At 47.5% G+C, this 16,030-nt stretch carries 12 protein-coding genes; 1 reads left to right on the top strand and 11 read right to left on the bottom strand.

Annotation, left to right across the window (positions count from 1 at the left end):
* Positions 1-64: 64 nt before the first annotated feature.
* From QD47_RS00790 to QD47_RS00780, 3 genes are read right to left on the bottom strand one after another with little or no spacing between them, the layout of a single operon-like run.
* A complete protein-coding gene (locus tag QD47_RS00790) occupies positions 65-889 on the bottom strand; it encodes a carbohydrate ABC transporter permease (RefSeq protein ID WP_044644311.1) in 825 nt (274 codons plus the stop codon).
* Positions 889-1,755 carry a carbohydrate ABC transporter permease gene (locus QD47_RS00785; protein WP_014278657.1) on the bottom strand — a complete coding sequence of 289 codons (867 nt, stop codon included), beginning with the start codon at positions 1,753-1,755 and terminating at the stop codon, positions 889-891. Before QD47_RS00785 ends, QD47_RS00790 begins: the two co-directional genes overlap by 1 nt.
* A 16-nt stretch (positions 1,756-1,771) precedes the next feature.
* Entirely contained in the window at positions 1,772-3,004 is a 1,233-nt protein-coding gene (locus QD47_RS00780; RefSeq protein WP_044644310.1) for an ABC transporter substrate-binding protein, read from the bottom strand.
* Positions 3,005-3,170: 166 nt separating this feature from the next.
* Here QD47_RS00780 and QD47_RS00775 point away from each other — a divergent pair, with 166 nt between their 5' ends.
* Positions 3,171-4,175, top strand: coding sequence for a cellulase family glycosylhydrolase (locus QD47_RS00775; RefSeq protein ID WP_044644309.1), 1,005 nt, complete (start codon positions 3,171-3,173; stop codon positions 4,173-4,175).
* 108 nt (positions 4,176-4,283) lie between these two features.
* Here the strand turns inward: QD47_RS00775 and QD47_RS00770 are convergent, their stop codons facing one another.
* The 8 genes from QD47_RS00770 to abc-f form a co-directional block, all read right to left on the bottom strand.
* Positions 4,284-5,666 carry a lanthionine synthetase C family protein gene (locus QD47_RS00770; RefSeq protein ID WP_044644308.1) on the bottom strand — a complete coding sequence of 461 codons (1,383 nt, stop codon included), beginning with the start codon at positions 5,664-5,666 and terminating at the stop codon, positions 4,284-4,286.
* Positions 5,663-7,546, bottom strand: a complete 1,884-nt coding sequence (locus QD47_RS00765) for an ABC transporter ATP-binding protein (protein ID WP_044644307.1) — start codon at positions 7,544-7,546, stop codon at positions 5,663-5,665. The genes QD47_RS00770 and QD47_RS00765 overlap by 4 nt, the downstream gene beginning before the upstream one ends.
* Positions 7,543-10,734, bottom strand: coding sequence for a lantibiotic dehydratase (locus QD47_RS00760; RefSeq protein WP_044644306.1), 3,192 nt, complete (start codon positions 10,732-10,734; stop codon positions 7,543-7,545). The genes QD47_RS00765 and QD47_RS00760 overlap by 4 nt, the downstream gene beginning before the upstream one ends.
* A gap of 27 nt (positions 10,735-10,761) precedes the next feature.
* Positions 10,762-11,529 (bottom strand): ABC transporter permease, encoded by a 768-nt coding sequence (locus tag QD47_RS00755; protein WP_044644305.1) that lies wholly within the window; start codon positions 11,527-11,529, stop codon positions 10,762-10,764.
* A 12-nt stretch (positions 11,530-11,541) separates the two neighbouring features.
* A complete protein-coding gene (locus tag QD47_RS00750) occupies positions 11,542-12,342 on the bottom strand; it encodes an ABC transporter permease (protein ID WP_044644304.1) in 801 nt (266 codons plus the stop codon).
* Positions 12,339-13,067 carry an ABC transporter ATP-binding protein gene (locus QD47_RS00745; protein ID WP_044644303.1) on the bottom strand — a complete coding sequence of 243 codons (729 nt, stop codon included), beginning with the start codon at positions 13,065-13,067 and terminating at the stop codon, positions 12,339-12,341. Before QD47_RS00745 ends, QD47_RS00750 begins: the two co-directional genes overlap by 4 nt.
* Before the next feature lie 169 nt (positions 13,068-13,236).
* The gene (locus QD47_RS31415) at positions 13,237-13,413 is read right to left on the bottom strand and encodes a gallidermin/nisin family lantibiotic (protein ID WP_152643755.1); all 177 of its coding nucleotides are present in this window, start codon (positions 13,411-13,413) and stop codon (positions 13,237-13,239) included.
* A 462-nt stretch (positions 13,414-13,875) separates the two neighbouring features.
* Complete coding sequence (abc-f, locus tag QD47_RS00740; RefSeq protein ID WP_044644302.1) at positions 13,876-15,978, bottom strand: ribosomal protection-like ABC-F family protein; 2,103 nt, start codon at positions 15,976-15,978, stop codon at positions 13,876-13,878.
* Positions 15,979-16,030 lie beyond the last annotated feature (52 nt).

Genomic DNA, 16,030 nt, shown 5'->3' with positions numbered 1-16,030 from the left:
AAATGGGACATCTTTATGTTTCCCCAGTGAGCTTCAGTGTTTCTTGGAGTTATTCTATTTCCGCTTACTTCACGGAGCCTTGCGTAACGCCGTTGATGATCCATTTTTGTGCAATCAGATAAACGATAATCATCGGCAGCAAGGCCATCAGGTACGAGGCAAAGGCCAGATTAAAGTCTGTATTGAACTGTCCCTGGAACACATACTGAACGAGCGGCAGCGTGTACTGCTCCGGGTCGCTGATAATAATGAGCGGCAGCAGAAAATCGTTATAGGTGGACAGGCAGGTGAGTATCCCAACGGTAGCACTAATCGGTGCCATCAACGGGAAAATAATTCGCCAGAACGTGCCCCATGTCGTCGCCCCGTCTACCGTAGCCGCCTCTTCCAGCGCCACCGGAATGGAACGGATGTAGCCGACATAGACGAACACGTTAAACGCCAGCCCGTACACCGTATGCAGCATAATCAGACCAAACAGATTGGTCATATGAAGTCCCGAGGCCAATTTGACAATCGGCAGCATAATGATCGGGAACGGAATGAACATCGCGCTCACAAAATAAAAATATAACCCCTTAAAAAAGCGTCGCTGCATATTACGCGCAATCGCATAAGCGACCATGGAATTGGTCAGCAGCGTCAACACTACCGTCGATGTCGTGACCATCACACTATTCTGAAAAGTACTGAAAAAGTTGGTCATTTCCACCGCACGGCTAAAATTCCCCCAATGCAGCTCGGTCGGAAAGGCAAAGGCAGAATGCGCCATCTGCTCGGGATTTTTAAGCGCAATCGTCACCGTCATATAGAGGGGAAACAGGATAAATATCGTCCCCAACGCCACCAAAAGCAGCACAGGCCAGTTGGTACGTCTGCTCGTTCTCATCAGTTATCCATCTCCCTTCTCTGGAGGAATCGCAGCTGCAAGATGGAAATCATCGCAATCACAATAAAATAAATGACAGAGTTAGCCGACTGATAAGCAAATTCCCCGCCTCTAAAGCCCCCTGTATAGATCAAGTGTGATATCGACTGTGTCGCCCGCCCCGGCCCGCCGTTCGTCAAGGCCACGATTTGGTCGAACACCATGAGAGAATTTTTCATCGCCAATACCATGTTGATCGTAAAAAACGGGGCAATCAGCGGAAACGTAATACTCCAGAATTCGCGCCATTTGCCTGCACCGTCCAGATTGGATGCCTCATACAGACTTGTTGGAATGGTTTGCAGCCCGGCCAGATACAGAATCGTATTGAAGGCAATCCCCTGCCATACGGCTACGATCACAACCCCCACCCAAGCCAACTGCTCGCTGCCCAAAATATTCGTCGACAATGAGGTAATACCTAAATTTTGCCCCCAAATCGTAAACACGTTCGAAAACAAGTAATTGAATATGTACCCGACAATCAGCACACTCAAAATATTAGGCAGAAAATAAATACCCCGGAAAAAGTTACGGAACCGTATTTTAGCATTCAGCCCCAGCGCAATCAGTAAACTGAGGACATTAATCGCAATCGTAACCACAATGGCAAACTTGAAGGTAAACCAGTATGCGTTCCCCACATTATCGTCCTGAAACAGATTGACATAGTTTTTGAACCCGACAAAGTGATATTGATGACCAAAGCCGTTCCAGTTCGTGAGCGAATAATAAAAGCCCTGCAAAGCAGGCAATGTCAAAAATATAAAAAACAACAGGACAGCCGGCACGGTCATCCAATAGAAAGCCGTTAGTCGCTTATTCATGCCTTATCCTCCTCCCCTATCGGCGGTTAGCTACCTTATTCCATTCACTGTCCAGCTTCGCCAAATAAGCGTCGATGTCTCCGTTTTGCAGGAAGGCCTGCACAATGGAATTTAACTGTACGGCTTTCGGAATATAATGATCGGCAAAATCAATCACACGTCCGGCTTTAAAATACGGCAGCAGCTCCGCTACACTCGGATCATCCTGCGTGACTCCCTTCACCGCTGAAAACAGCGTCTGCTCTGTAATATACTGCTTGCTGTTCTCCGGCTTCAGCAGGAAGGCAATAAACTCCTCGGCCTCTTTTTTATGCGGAGTGCTCTCCGACACGGCTAACAGTGTATCTATACCGGACACCAGCTTGACCGCCTGTTCATCGTTCCCTGTCGGTAACGGGAAGAATCCAAGCTCCACCTTCGGATTCGCCTTGCGGATTTCAGATATCGCCCATGAGCCCTGGATGTACATAAACCCCTGCCCATTAGCAAAGGCACGGTTCCCGTCCGCATAGTTTTTGCCAAAATTATCGCCATGTCCGTATTTCAGCAGCTCCAGCTGCTTTTCCGCCACCTCGCGGTACTTGTCCTGAAAGGTGACCTGATTTGCACGTCGTTGCAGGAAAAAATCAATGCCCACCAGATTCGGGCCAAGTGCATTGAAGGGAAGATTCGTCTGCCAATCATCTTTATATGTAAAATAGAATGGGATTTTGCCTGCGGCCTTGATCTTTTGTGCCGTTGCGATCAGTTCGTCCCACGTTTTGGGCACCTGTAATCCCATTTCCTTAAAAAGTGTTTTGTTGTACATCACACCATTTGCATTGGCGGCATAAGGGATTCCGTACACCGGATCGGCCCCGGTCACATCCTTGAGCATTTTGAGGTAGATTGGGTCCACGGTATGCGGCAGATCCGTATTCGCCAAATCCGTAAAAATACCGCTCTGCGCCAAAATGGAATAAGTATCGGTGGCCCCAAGCCCCACAATGTCAGGTACATCGTTTTTGACAACCCGGGTCAGCAACACCGTCTCTGCCTCCGGCGGGTTGACCTGTGTCACTTCAATGCCGGGATGCTCCTGATTGAATCGGGAGATCAGCTTATCGAAGGAACCTTTGGCCTCCGGCTTGTTCTGGAAAAATTCAATCTTCACCTTGCCTGACGCGTCATCCTTATTGCATGCGCTTACAATATTCGCCATTAGAAGTATCGAAGCTAGTAATGACAGCCTCTTGCCCCATTTCCACATACTCATACCTCCTTTTCCCCTATGTCAATCTATTGCGTGACTAGACAATTAATACCCGAAGTCTATGTAAAAGAAACGATATGTCATTCCAACATCACAATAGGTGTAATATGTATTCATTTTCAACATAGGATTAACTTGACTATAGAAGAGGAGGCGTTGGTTTGTGAGAGATTGGCGGTTATATGGCAAAAAGGTGCTGGTATTCGCTGTAGTGCTTCTGCTTTTTTCCAGCATGGGTTTGTTGAATGGAGGTACATCATTTGCTGCCTCGGGGTTTTATGTAAGCGGAACCAGTCTGAAGGATGCGAACGGGAATACCCTTGTCATGCGTGGAGTGAATAACCCTCATATCTGGTTCGATACACAGGCCTATCAGGCATTGGATACCATTGCGGCGACGAAGTCCAACACCGTTCGCATTGTGTGGCAGACGAATGGATCGGCGCAAAGACTGGAGGAAATTATCAACCGTGCCAAACAGCTCAAGCTGATCTCTGTCGTTGAACTGCACGATGTTACGGGCAGCAATGACGCCAACCGTTTGAACGATATGGCCCGTTATTTCGCTCAACCAGCGGTGAAAAAGGTACTGGCCGATAACCAGAAGTATGTCCTCGTGAATATCGCGAATGAGTGGGGTGACCACAACCTCACCGATGCCGCGTGGCGAGACGCTTACAAAACGGCGATCACCACCCTGCGCAACGCAGGCTTGCCGAATACGATTGTGATCGACGGCTCCGGCTGGGGACAATATGCCTCCCCGATTAAGGCCCATGGCGTTGAGCTGCTACAGCATGATCCCAACCATAATTTGCTGTTCTCCGTCCATATGTACGCCAACTACAATGATTCCAGCAAGATCGGCTCCGAGCTGCAAGCTATGAAGGACAAGGGGCTGGCTGTCATCGTGGGCGAGTTTGGCTACAACTACAACAATGGCAACAACAATCTGGGCACTACTGTGAACCCTTATGAGGTCATGAAGCAATCCCAAGCCAGAGGCATCGGCTATCTGGCCTGGTCCTGGACGGGCAACAACAGCGAGAACGCATGGCTTGACCTTGTGAACAGCAGCGACTGGAAAACGCCGACGGCATGGGGCAATATCATATTGAATGATGCCAACGGCATCAAGAACACTTCGAAGACAGCTTCGGTGTACTAAGGTCTGACTGAGGCTCACGAGGTATTGGTATTCAAAAAGGAAGATCCAGCGACCCGCTAATGGTCGATTGGATCTTCCTTTTTATCGATTAAAGCTTATATCTCCGTTTTAGCGAATTAAAAAAGCAGCGTCCCACTCCGGATTTTCTCCCCCAATCAATGAAGCCAACACCAAAGCAACACCCGCACTGCCATTCAGAAAACCAGCCTCATCCACTTCTTCCATTCTTCCAGCCAGTAGACTGTGATCATAAAAACCAAACAGCGATTCAGAATCGAACATATTTAATACATCTTCCAGTAGCCTATTCCGCATCGCACCTAGCTGCTCATGTCCGGTATCTGAATACATACGCTGAACCAATTGCAGCAATCCTCCGACACCATGACACAATGTGGCAGAGGTTAATCCCCCGTTGCGATAAAGCCGTTTTTCTATATCCAAATATGCACTGAGTCCCGTTTCAATCCATTCTTCATTTTGAACTGCTTGTCCTGCCAGCCAGATCGAACGTGCAATGCCTGGTACACCGTAGCACCAAGAATCACGATGATTTTGAGCGCTGTCCGGCAAAGGTTGGTCATCCAGCCACTCCTCAAAAGAAACCCGACCAGGCCAAATTATGCCCTCTTTATCCTGAACACGCCAATGATGTATAAACTTGGCCAGTTTATGTATATCGTTCACTAAAAGAAGGGAGTCCGCTCCATGTAGAGCAGATAGACTCAGAAAACATAAGGGACCTGCAATACCATGCGAAAGTCCTAAATTGAAATTCCCCTGAGGATATTGTAGCTTTTCATTCTCCTGAAACTGATGTTCTGAAGAAATGTGCCAGCCAGGTACAGAATGGCCATTCCTAATTCGGTCGCTGCACATCACTTGAAACAACTCAATGGTCTGGTTCCATACCGTACACATAGTGGGGCGGTCAGAAAATAACATGGCGATGCGTCCTATCCCCGTAAAACCTGATATGGCGTCATACTGACTCATTTGTAGCTGTCCTTTTTCCCATTGCTCTTGGCATAAAGCCACACTATGCAGCGCGGATTCTTCGAACCAGGAGGCGAGAGTGTCCAGCATCCCTTGATAGCGCGTACCCTTTCTCGATAAGGAGCGAATGGCCAGCAAAATACCTGCTAACCCACTATACAGCGACAGATCATGGATACCTTGCTGTTCCATGACCAAACGAATCCGCTCCAGATATTGATGTCCTACCCTATCCCAGCCATCCTCGGGATAGAGTCGATCCAACTGACCCATCAGCAAACATATGCCCGTAAACCCGCTTCCCAAGCTTTCATCTGACCAACGCTCAATCTTCATTCCGTCAGATTCGATCGGAGGTACTTTTTTCATCCATAAACGAACCTGCTCCGGGTCTCTATAACGCTCGGCAATCTCCAGCAAGACCGCAGATATCCTATCTTTCATTTCCCCCTCGACGGGTATCCAACTGTCGCATGTATATGAAATCGTCGTCATCCTGAAACTCTCCCTCCGGCTTCGATTAAGGAATCTTCTTCACTGAACGAACTGGCCTGAATCCTATACATCTCTGCATACAACCCATCCAGTAAGATCAATTCCCTATGGGTCCCCTGCTCCACAATTAAACCATTATCCATCACCACAATTTTCTGAGCCAGACGTGCTGAGGAAATGCGATGAGTAATAAAAATTCCGATGCTGTCTTTCATTAAATCCAGAAACAAGACGAGCAAGTCCCTCTCTGCCACCGGGTCCAAAAAAGAACTAGGTTCATCCAAAATATACACATCCGCTTTCCGTAAAAAGGCCCTTGCGATAGCCACCCGCTGCCACTGGCCTCCCGAGAGCTGGTAGCCATCCTCGAACCATTTTCCAAGCTGTGTGTCCAAGCCCTGTGGCAATTGGGTTATAATGCGGTCTATAGCTGCGTATTCGGCAGCATGCATTAGCTCCTCATCCTGCCCCATATGCTCCAGCGAACCAAAGCCGATATTGTGACGAGCAGACATTTCATAATGCATAAAATCCTGAAATACTACGCCTATTTTCTCCTGAATCTGTTCCAGATCGTAATCTTGAACAGGACGCCCATTCAATTTGAGCACACCGCTGTAATCCGAATAGAGCTGCATCAGCACCTTCATGAGCGTTGATTTCCCTGAACCATTTTTCCCTACAATGGCTATGGTCTGGCCTTTATCCATTGTTAAATGAATATCCCGAATGGACGGCTCGGTTTGACCGGGATAGGTAAAAGAAACGCCTTCTATTGAAATTTGCTCAATACCAAAGCCGGTACTGCATTCTGGGCGGATCGGAAGCGCCTGTTCCTGTTGACGACGAACCGGATCCGATGTGGGTAACTGTAAAAATAGAAATAACTGCTCCATATACAGATTATTTTGCGAAAATTGGACAATCCCTTGAATCAAGGCCTGCATCTGGCTTTGGGTCAGCATAATAGCTTGAATGTAGCCGTATAAACTGCCTATTAATAATTTTTGCTCAAAGGTTTCCCGAATCGCCAGCCATACGACCCATAACAAAACCGTCAGCTCCAGTAGGCTATACAGAAACGTAATCCTAACCCTTTTGCCCAATATTCGTCTGTCCTCTACAAAAAATCGTTGTAATAAAGCCCCGTATCTTTTCAGCAAATAAGGTCCCAGATTAAACATTTTCACTTCCTTGACCGCACGATCATTGGTCAGCAAATAGGTCATATACCAGGACTCCCGATATAACGGGGTACGATTCATGTAAATTTCAAACTGTTCTTTATTTAATTTGAAAATGGAATACACAGATACCAAAGAGATTATAAAAAGAATGACGACAACCCACCATTTCCATAGGAAAAGTAGCGTTGCAGAAGACAGCATGGTAACCAAGCTCGATATAATGCCTGCCATTTGTGTGTATAACTGATACGGACGATAAGAAGCCTCTTGAGAAGCCCGCTTTAGCTGATCGTTGATCTCCGAATTTTCATAATCCGCCAGTCCCAAGGAACCTGACTTTTCTCCGATCATAATATTCAGGAACTTGGACAGTACAGCTTCAAGCGTGCCCTCTACATAGCTTTGACTCATCGTCACCACACTTTTTAATACATGAATGGCTATAAACAGACCAAATTGAAGCATAATCAGGGAGATGCCCTGTGGGCTGGAAGAAACAATGCTATTGAGCAGATTTTGCATAATAATCAATGTAAGAACAGGCATCAAGCCTTGGACGATGTGCAAAAAAATACTGGAAACCATATATGGCTTATTCATGCCAAATACCAGTCCAAAAAGCTTTAAACCTTGTCGTATGGACCTCCAGATGGACTCAACCTCAAGCTTTGTACTTTCCTGCACGCTGCTCATTGACAATTCCACCGATACTGAATCAAGCTGTGCATCGCATGTCTGGCCATAATCATCACCTTACGCTCCCGATCCCTGTCTATCCCTAGTAATCGGTTTAGATGCATATGGATCACACTATATACGATATCATCTCTTGTATTGGTGGCTTCCCCCTTCGCTTCCTGTTCATGGATCACTCGGTTATACCGCGCTACTGCTTCTTTTCTCATGTTAAAAATACTCTCTATGGAGTCACGGCTGGATTGAATCGAATTTAGATTTTCCTGATCCGATGCCATCCATTGTAAAAAGAACTTTCTTTCCTTGCGGAAATCATTCAAATACTCTTTGACGTCAAAATGCTGATTCAGGAGGTTGAAGGTATCTTCCTCGCTGTACCCAAACTGAGACAGGAGGTTAATGACGCTTAGGATTGCGATCACATCCTGCTGCAAGGAGGTCTGGTTGAACCGGATCAGATGTACAAGCCTAGCCGCTACCTCACTGTCGCAGGAAAACATTCGCTCCGCGCACGCCATAGGCTCCTTCCCGCCGTAACGCTCTATTTCAGGTTCATAGGTATCAATGACCACTCTGGATATCAATCCTTCATGCAAAAGCGTCTCTGTCCATTGATGGAACAGGGAAAGGAACGCATTGCCCTCCCGATTCTCCGACTGTTCGAACCGAACGCGAATATGCTTATCTGGATCAGCATAGCGGATAAAGTAGCCCTGAAGGATCACACTACTATCTTGTTGCTGGCGCACAAATTCCTCCCAGTACCCACCAATAAACTCATCCTGCCGACTGTTCATACCATATAGCTTCGCATAGAACCAGCGGCTACCCGGCAAATAAGCAAAGGCCACTTCTGTGGGGTGATGATTGGTTTCCTCCTGATCTATATATAGAGAAGCAGCCACTTCTTCTCCAAAACGATACGCATCAACAACCTGGTTGCGACGCACTAGCGGAAACACAAATTCGGCCGCTACACGGCTACCGCTGCGAGAAACGGGCATATCTTCGACTGCACCTATATGCTCAATCAGAGTGACTTTGCCTTTGGATTGAAGCTCCTTGCAAATCTGCTCCAAATGCAGCGGGTGTTCCATATCCAGCAGAATGCGATTATCTAATTCAATCATGTACACATAACGCGGCAGACTCCATTTTTTTTGGAACTGACGCACCCACTTCTCAAAAAGCCCCGCGTCCTTGGATGCATTCAGTGTTGAATCACATATCATTCTCCATGTCGCCGGGTGAAGAATAATATGCTCATATCTTAGACGCGGAGTAAAAGGAGCGTGCGCGACGAACCCCCACTCCATAGGCGACCAATGTCGGTAACCGTCGTCGCTGACCTCCAAGAGAAAGCGGTATATGTTAGGGGTCAATTCCGCATTGAGCATATGTCCGGCTCTGGCAATGATCTCACGATTGCGGCTCATCGACTTCAAATAGAAATGGTCGTTCCGTACTCCTACGGCGAGGTCCGAAACATGAATTTGCCGTTCCTCTGGCATGATGTGATTGGTTCCTATTGCAATTTCATAAGGCCGGGTGTGCTGCGTTAACACCACATTCGCCGTTCTTCCCGAGCTAGGCAAGTAGGATATCTCAGCCAGCAACTTTTCAGGCTGTAATCGTTGCTCTTCTAGCTGAATTTGAGAGAATAGGTCCGCAAAAGGCTGCCCAAACAGGTCCAAAAATCTCCCGAATGTCTTCCCCGCCCCATCAGACCCCTGGTTAGGTCCTAACAGCAAGGTATATTCGCCGCGATCCACAGCCAGTTGGTCCGAGGCAGAAAGCTGAAAGATCAATTCCATAGAAGGTGCTGCGAGCCATTCCCCCTGCTCCTGCCCCTTTACAATTTCGTCTATCATGGCATCTGTCAGCACGACTTCATTCTTTCCTTCATGAATGCAGGACACGAACCATTGAAATAAAAGTTTTTCATAATGCGTTCTCGACTTGGATGGAGACATATTCTCTAGTCGCACTCGGCGGCTCAGGGGATGCTTGTAGCCTGCAGGAGCCCCTAAGCCCGTATCCTCATCCAGCAGCTCCAGCAAGGGAACCTCTCGGTACGGCCCGTACTTCTCCAGAAATTCCACACAAAATTCGTCCAAGGGTCTGTTTTCACGCGTCGAAAGCTTGGTCAACAAGTCAGCAACACGCTCAACATCTTTACGAATGGCGTGCGGAAGGGACATCCCTCGATCCTCCATAGACAGGTCGATTTGCAAACTGGATTTCACACTGAACATATCGTCCATGTAGCGTCTTAATTCAGCCAGAAATTCTTCTCCCTGACCGATAGGTAAACCATTATATTCATGAATAGCATCTGCAATGTAAATAAGCTTTTGTTTGAATTCATCCATACCCGTTACGTGTTTCAAGGTGGATAGTATATGATTTAGCGGGTCAGGAGTCGTCGTAGGAGGAATAAGCTCAGAAATCAGAAATTCTTGCTCAAATAGCTGCCACACATAACGGTCAATCGTTTCAGGACTAGCACCCACAAATTCCTTTTGGAGATGATCGACCAGTTCCAGATAAGGGATGGGGACCGAGCTTACGTCCATCACACAATCAAACACTTGGGTCGTACGAACGGACACACTCTGATCTTCACCGTCAACCATACTTCCATGCCTTGTCGTATAGGGAATTTTAGCACGGTTGCCCTGACGGTAAATTAAGGTGTTACGCTGAATCCTTAACTGACGTACCACCTCTTGACGGCCTTCGATCAGCTCCATCACTTTCAGCAGCCACTCCATGTCGGGTCTTGCACGCTTTTGATAAGTATCCGTCCCTCGTAAACAAAGCTGTGATTGTTCCGTGAATTGCCCGTATGTGACCCCCGATAACAAGCCGAACGGTGTGGGTCGTGTCATCATTCTGATGATATAGCGCATGAAGGCTTTGATGACCTGTCCCTGTTTGCGCGAATTGTCCGGGTTGCTAATATGTAATAAAGATTCAAGCAACGTAGGGCTGGAAGCTGCCAGTGCTTCACGTATGAATGGGTTGCTGGACCATTCGGATAGATGATGCAATGTGACCTCTCTGACATTCTCATCTTCTCCGACACAGGTTGGAAAGCATTTTGCAAACTCTTCTATAGGCAGCACCGGGGTACGGAGCATAAAGAAATCTAAGGTTTTATAAAGGTTTTCTTTCGTCTTCATGTGAAACCTCCGTTCTAAACCAAGCTTCTAGATAACCTTTTTTTGCCAACGAGTGAAACTAACGATGGAGCACAGTAGTACAGTCATACCTAAACACATCCAGAATTTGAAGGAACCATCCACTCTTAACGCAAGCAGAATTTGCTGAAAAGGGTCCATCAATACCACAAGCGGCTTGAAAATGGGGTAGAGAAACATAGATAAAGCCAAAATGGCAATAAAGGCAAACAAAGGTCTGGAGATGAACAAGCACACGACACTACTCAGCATGAGCTTTGCCAGACAAACCAGCGTGAGCAACAGATAAAACGCAAGGGTGTATGAGACAGCTTCCGTTGAGGTGGAGGGTAATGTCGAACCGTATTTAAAAAAGGTAGCGGCGTTCGGGAACAACATCCACCCGGCAAACACACCTATAAGCAGGGTCGTTCCTGTAAAAAATATCGTCGTAACTGATAATGCGAGCAGCTTACCCAACCAGAATTGAAAACGCCGGTACGGCCGCAATACGTATAAGCGATACGCACCAGAATGAATATCCCCGCTTAACTGATCCACATACAAAATGGGTAACATCGCCGTGATCAGAAATAAGGAAACTTCACTCATCATGAGCCACGGCAAGTTCAAATTGTTAACAGCAACAATCCCTTCCCCGAACCGGAACCTCATTGTATCTGTTATTTTCAGGCTCCAAATGTTTGCAATAACGATAAGTACAAAAGCTATATATAATAAAATTGTGGATTTTCGATTCCATATCCGTTCCATTTCACTTCGCCAAATTCCCAGCATACAAAGATCCTCCTAATACAAATAATCACCGGCAGCAAAACGACGGTATGCGGCCCACGTAAAAAAGATTAAATAAAAAGCGACAACTGTGGTAATCGCCCCATTTACAGACCCATTTCCCTCCAGCGATCCATCCAGCCCTGTATATTGCATATAAGGAATAAGCAAAAAAGCAATGACATCGTGTAAATATGAAGTATGAGGGGCAAGGGAAGCTAATTTTAGGTATAATCCATCAAACAGCAAGGCACCCAGATTGTAAGTCATACAGGCACCAATCGCATACGTTACACTTTTGCTGCACATAGCAATAAAGGAATAGAGGGAGCTTATAGCGAGTAGCGAAGCAAACGCCCAACCGTAATATTCGAATACGTAGATCCATTTATTCCCTAGAAAACTAGTATCGCCTAGATCGTATGAGGATCTCCATACTTCAACGATCACCTGCGAGGATACCGCAAAAACCACTAGAAGAAGCAAAATAGAGATGTTAACCACGAATAGCTTGCTCCAAAATATCTGGCCACGGGTAAATCGACGCATAAATAGCAAACGCATCTGCCCACTCCGAAATTCTTCTGTATACACAGCAGCAACCAAGGCAGCTACGGCAATATTGCATACTAAATACAAATTTTCACGCAAGCCTGTAACCATAAAGCTTTTAGATAATACCTCCATAGGAACCTTCATAATGCGTAGAAAATATCCCCCTGTAGAATAAGCCAACACGGGTGTACATAAAATCAGGAGCAAGAACCATTTCCTTTTCCACAATCTTTCAAACTCGCTGTAAATGAGTAGCTTCATAGTCCCATAAGCCCTATAAAGGCATCCTCTAGCCGTTGACCTTCCTCAACCAGTTGATCAGCAGGCCCCTTCCAAACTAGCGTTCCCTCTTTGATGACAATCAGCTCGTCACACATTTGCTGCAATTCATCCAGCAGATGACTGGAGATAAAAAAAGCATAATTCGCTGAATCGCGCAAACGAAGAATAATATCTCTCAGCTCTCGCATTCCCATAGGATCAAGACCATTGGATGGCTCATCAAGCAGAAGGAGCTCCGGGCTACCCAGCATAGATTGGGCAATACCGAGCCGCTGCTTCATCCCCAGAGAATAAGCTTTGACCTTGTCATCTCCCCGCGATTCCAGCCCCACCCTTTTTAGTAGCTCCTCAATATGATTCTCCCGATCCGAAGATTTAATTTCCATGTGCAGCCGAGACAAATTACGCAATACCTGTCTGCCTGTCATATAATCAAAAAAGACCGGGGATTCAATGATAGCGCCTACTTTAGACAACGCCTTTTCCCGGTCCGTCTGCACATCGTAAGAGGCAATCCTTACAAAGCCGCTAGTTGGCTGCATGAGTCCTGTCATAATCCGCATCATCGTCGTTTTCCCGGCTCCATTCGGTCCGATGAAACCATATATCTTCCCTCTTTCAAGCTCGAAGGAAATGTTATTTAACAAATCTCGTTTCCCCATTTTTTTGGTTACCTGCTGGACTTCCAATAAGGCATCAGACATATGTTTTCCTCCATTACCAAACCGATATAAAGGATGTTTCCAACCGTTTCACAGCTGAAAAATCCATGTTTTTTTCAAGGAAGAAGAAGGGATTTCTAGGTCCCTTCTTCTTTTGCTTGATTATTAATATACAATAGCCATTCATTATTTTATAAAGGCAACACTTGGATTAACAAAGTGAACCAACGTTGGTAAAGCATTTGTTTCCGCAGGTTGCAACACAACTGGCAGCTGTTTTGCCGCTACCGCATCCGCTAGAACATGCCACAATGCTCAATACTTGAGGTTCCACAGAACCTTGAGATTTGTTTACTTGAACATCCAGATCAAATAAATTGTTAGCCATTGCATTCTCCCCCTTTCGTTTTTAGTCGTACCTTTCATTTTCAACGAGCTGCCAAAAATTCGCCCGTCGAATGATTTTCCTTCTTTACAACGTAAAGAAGGATTTATATGAACAACACCCCGACCAGATCGTCACCCACTCGAAATATTGCCATATACTACGTGGACAATTTATATGTATGTTCTTTGTTGGCAACCAAAACTTCTTTTAACAAGGTTGTATAATATCTCTATAGACACAAGAATATCACATGTTGCAAAATGAAAAAGGTATATACCAAATGCATGAATATAATTTATAAATATTCATTTATATTAATATATGGCTATTAATTATCATTCGCTGTTTCTATAAACCGTACCCAAATAGCCCTGCGGCGAACGTTCTACCTCAGGGCTATGCTTTGTATAAAATTATACCTTTGTTGCTCTAGCAATGCTCATCCAGTGACCATCCCGCCACCTACGCCAGTTCAATCCACTCGCCGAGCAGCGTGTCCAGCTCCGCTTGCAGTCGCTCATGCGCATCCCACAGCTCCGCCATGCGCATCGTGTCGTCGCTCGCGCCGAGCTGTTCCAGCTCGGCATCCGCCGCCGCCAATTCCGCTTCCTTGGCGGCAATCGCCCGCTCCAGCCGCTCGCTGGATACGGCGGGCGTGCGGGATGGCTTCGCGGCCTTCGCTCCGCGTGCCCCCGTGCCAGCGGACGACCCGCCACCTGCGGCGGACGAGTCCAAACGGCCTGCCGCACCCGGACGCGTGCGGCTCGCATCGGCCTCGGCAGGCGCTCCTGTCCGCGCAGCCGAAGCCGTTCCGTTGCTGGCTGCACTGGCAGATGCAGCCCCGCCCAGGCCTGAGCCGCCACCTGATGCGGCTCTGCTTCCGGATGCCGTGCGCCCCCCGGCATCTCCTGTGCTCAGGAAGCGGGCGTGTTCCAGCTCCCGCTTCTTCGCCCGGTATTCATCGAAGCCGCCCAGATAAGAGGCCAGCTTTCCGTCCTCCAGCTCCCAGACGCGCCCAGCCAGCTTATTCACAAAATAACGGTCGTGCGAAATCGCCAGCACGGTTCCTGTGTAGCTGTCCAGCGCTTCCTCCAGTGCCTCGCGTGAGTCGATGTCCAAATGGTTGGTCGGCTCATCCAGCACCAGCAAGTTCGGCTTTTTCATGACCAGCAACGCCAGCCGCAAGCGGGACCATTCTCCACCGGACAGCATGCTAACAGGCTTAAACACATCTGCTCCGTAGAACAAATACTTCGCTAGCAGCCCTCGTGCCTCGCCTTCCTCCACACCCGCTTCTTCCTTGAAGTACACAAGCACGGTCGCACGACTGTCCCGCTCTCTTTCCTGCTGCGCCAAATATCCATACTCCACGCGTGCGCCCCATTGCACCATGCCTGCATCGGCACTCTCCTGACCAAGCAGCAGCTTGAGCAGCGTCGTTTTTCCCGAACCGTTATCTCCCAGCAGAGCGACCTTTTCACCGAATTCCAGACTGCCTGTAGCCCCTTTTAATATCTGGCGCTCTCCATAGGCTTTGACGATTTCTTCAAATTGCAGCACCCTGCGACCCGAGCGATCGTCCAGCTTTAAGTGAAACTCGGCACCCTGAGGGTCCAGTACAGGCCGCTTCACCAGTTCCATGCGCTCTAATGCCTTACGGATCGAGTTCGCTTTTTTAAAAAACTTTTCGTTATCCCCATTGCGTCCCCACTCTTCAAAACGCCGAATGGCCTCTTTCATCTTCTTGATCCGCTTTTGCTGTTCCTTGTAGTCCTCGAATTGCAGCAGCAGCCGTTCTTCCTTCTCCTTGACGTAGCCACTGTAATTCGTATAGTACGTAAACGCCTCGCCATCCTCCAGCTCAATCATCTTGACGGCAACGCGATCCAGAAAATAACGATCATGGGATACAACCACACACGCGCCCATATAGCCTTGCAAAAATTGCTCCAGCCATTCCAGACCTTTTAAATCCAAATGGTTGGTCGGCTCATCCAGCAGCAACAGATCCGGGTGTCCGATCAACTGGGACGCGAGTGCAATTTTCGTTTTCTCCCCGCCGGACAACGAACCGAAGCTGCGCGTATACATGGCTTTGGGGATACGCAGCCCGTCGGCTACCTGGTCGATATTCGCATCCATTTCATAGCCGCCGCTTCGCTCAAACCGTTCCTGCAAGGCGGCATACGATTGCAGCAGCTTCTCCAAACGATGCGCATCCGCAGCGACTACCGGATCGGACATTTCACGCTCCAGCTCGCTCATCTGATTGCGGCAATCCTTCAGCTCACGATAGGCGTAAGCCAGCGTTTCATACACGCTCAGGTGTTCAAACTCCGCCGGGATTTGCGGCAAATAGCCGATTTTCGTATCCTTGGCGATGACGAGCTGTCCTTCATCCGGTCGGGACAAACGCGCAATAAGGCGTAACAGGGTGGTTTTACCGCTTCCGTTGCGACCGATGAGTCCCACCTTTTCCCCCGTATGAATATCAAACGATGCACCGTCCAGAATCAGATTGGCACCGTGGTATTTTTTCAATTGTTGACCGTTCACAATATACATGTCTAGGCTCTCCTTTATTTAGGAAGACCCTTACCCGCGCAACACAAAAAGA

Source organism: Paenibacillus terrae (genome assembly GCF_000943545.1).
GTDB classification, from domain to species: Bacteria; Bacillota; Bacilli; order Paenibacillales; family Paenibacillaceae; genus Paenibacillus; species Paenibacillus terrae_A.
Note: the sequence above shows the minus strand (reverse complement) of the source record. Positions and strands in the feature narration are given on the sequence as shown.

Bases quoted from the DNA above. Each gene is read 5' to 3' on its own strand.
- QD47_RS00745 (WP_044644303.1), bottom strand. From the start codon at position 13,067: ATGTCTGATGCCTTATTGGAAGTCCAGCAGGTAACCAAAAAAATGGGG.
- QD47_RS00790 (WP_044644311.1), bottom strand. From the start codon at position 889: ATGAGAACGAGCAGACGTACCAACTGGCCTGTGCTGCTTTTGGTGGCG.
- QD47_RS00770 (WP_044644308.1), bottom strand. From the start codon at position 5,666: ATGACGACGATTTCATATACATGCGACAGTTGGATACCCGTCGAGGGG.
- QD47_RS00765 (WP_044644307.1), bottom strand. From the start codon at position 7,546: ATGAGCAGCGTGCAGGAAAGTACAAAGCTTGAGGTTGAGTCCATCTGG.
- QD47_RS00750 (WP_044644304.1), bottom strand. From the start codon at position 12,342: ATGAAGCTACTCATTTACAGCGAGTTTGAAAGATTGTGGAAAAGGAAA.
- QD47_RS00780 (WP_044644310.1), bottom strand. From the start codon at position 3,004: ATGTGGAAATGGGGCAAGAGGCTGTCATTACTAGCTTCGATACTTCTA.
- QD47_RS00755 (WP_044644305.1), bottom strand. From the start codon at position 11,529: ATGCTGGGAATTTGGCGAAGTGAAATGGAACGGATATGGAATCGAAAA.
- QD47_RS31415 (WP_152643755.1), bottom strand. From the start codon at position 13,413: ATGGCTAACAATTTATTTGATCTGGATGTTCAAGTAAACAAATCTCAA.
- abc-f (WP_044644302.1), bottom strand. From the start codon at position 15,978: ATGTATATTGTGAACGGTCAACAATTGAAAAAATACCACGGTGCCAAT.
- QD47_RS00785 (WP_014278657.1), bottom strand. From the start codon at position 1,755: ATGAATAAGCGACTAACGGCTTTCTATTGGATGACCGTGCCGGCTGTC.
- QD47_RS00760 (WP_044644306.1), bottom strand. From the start codon at position 10,734: ATGAAGACGAAAGAAAACCTTTATAAAACCTTAGATTTCTTTATGCTC.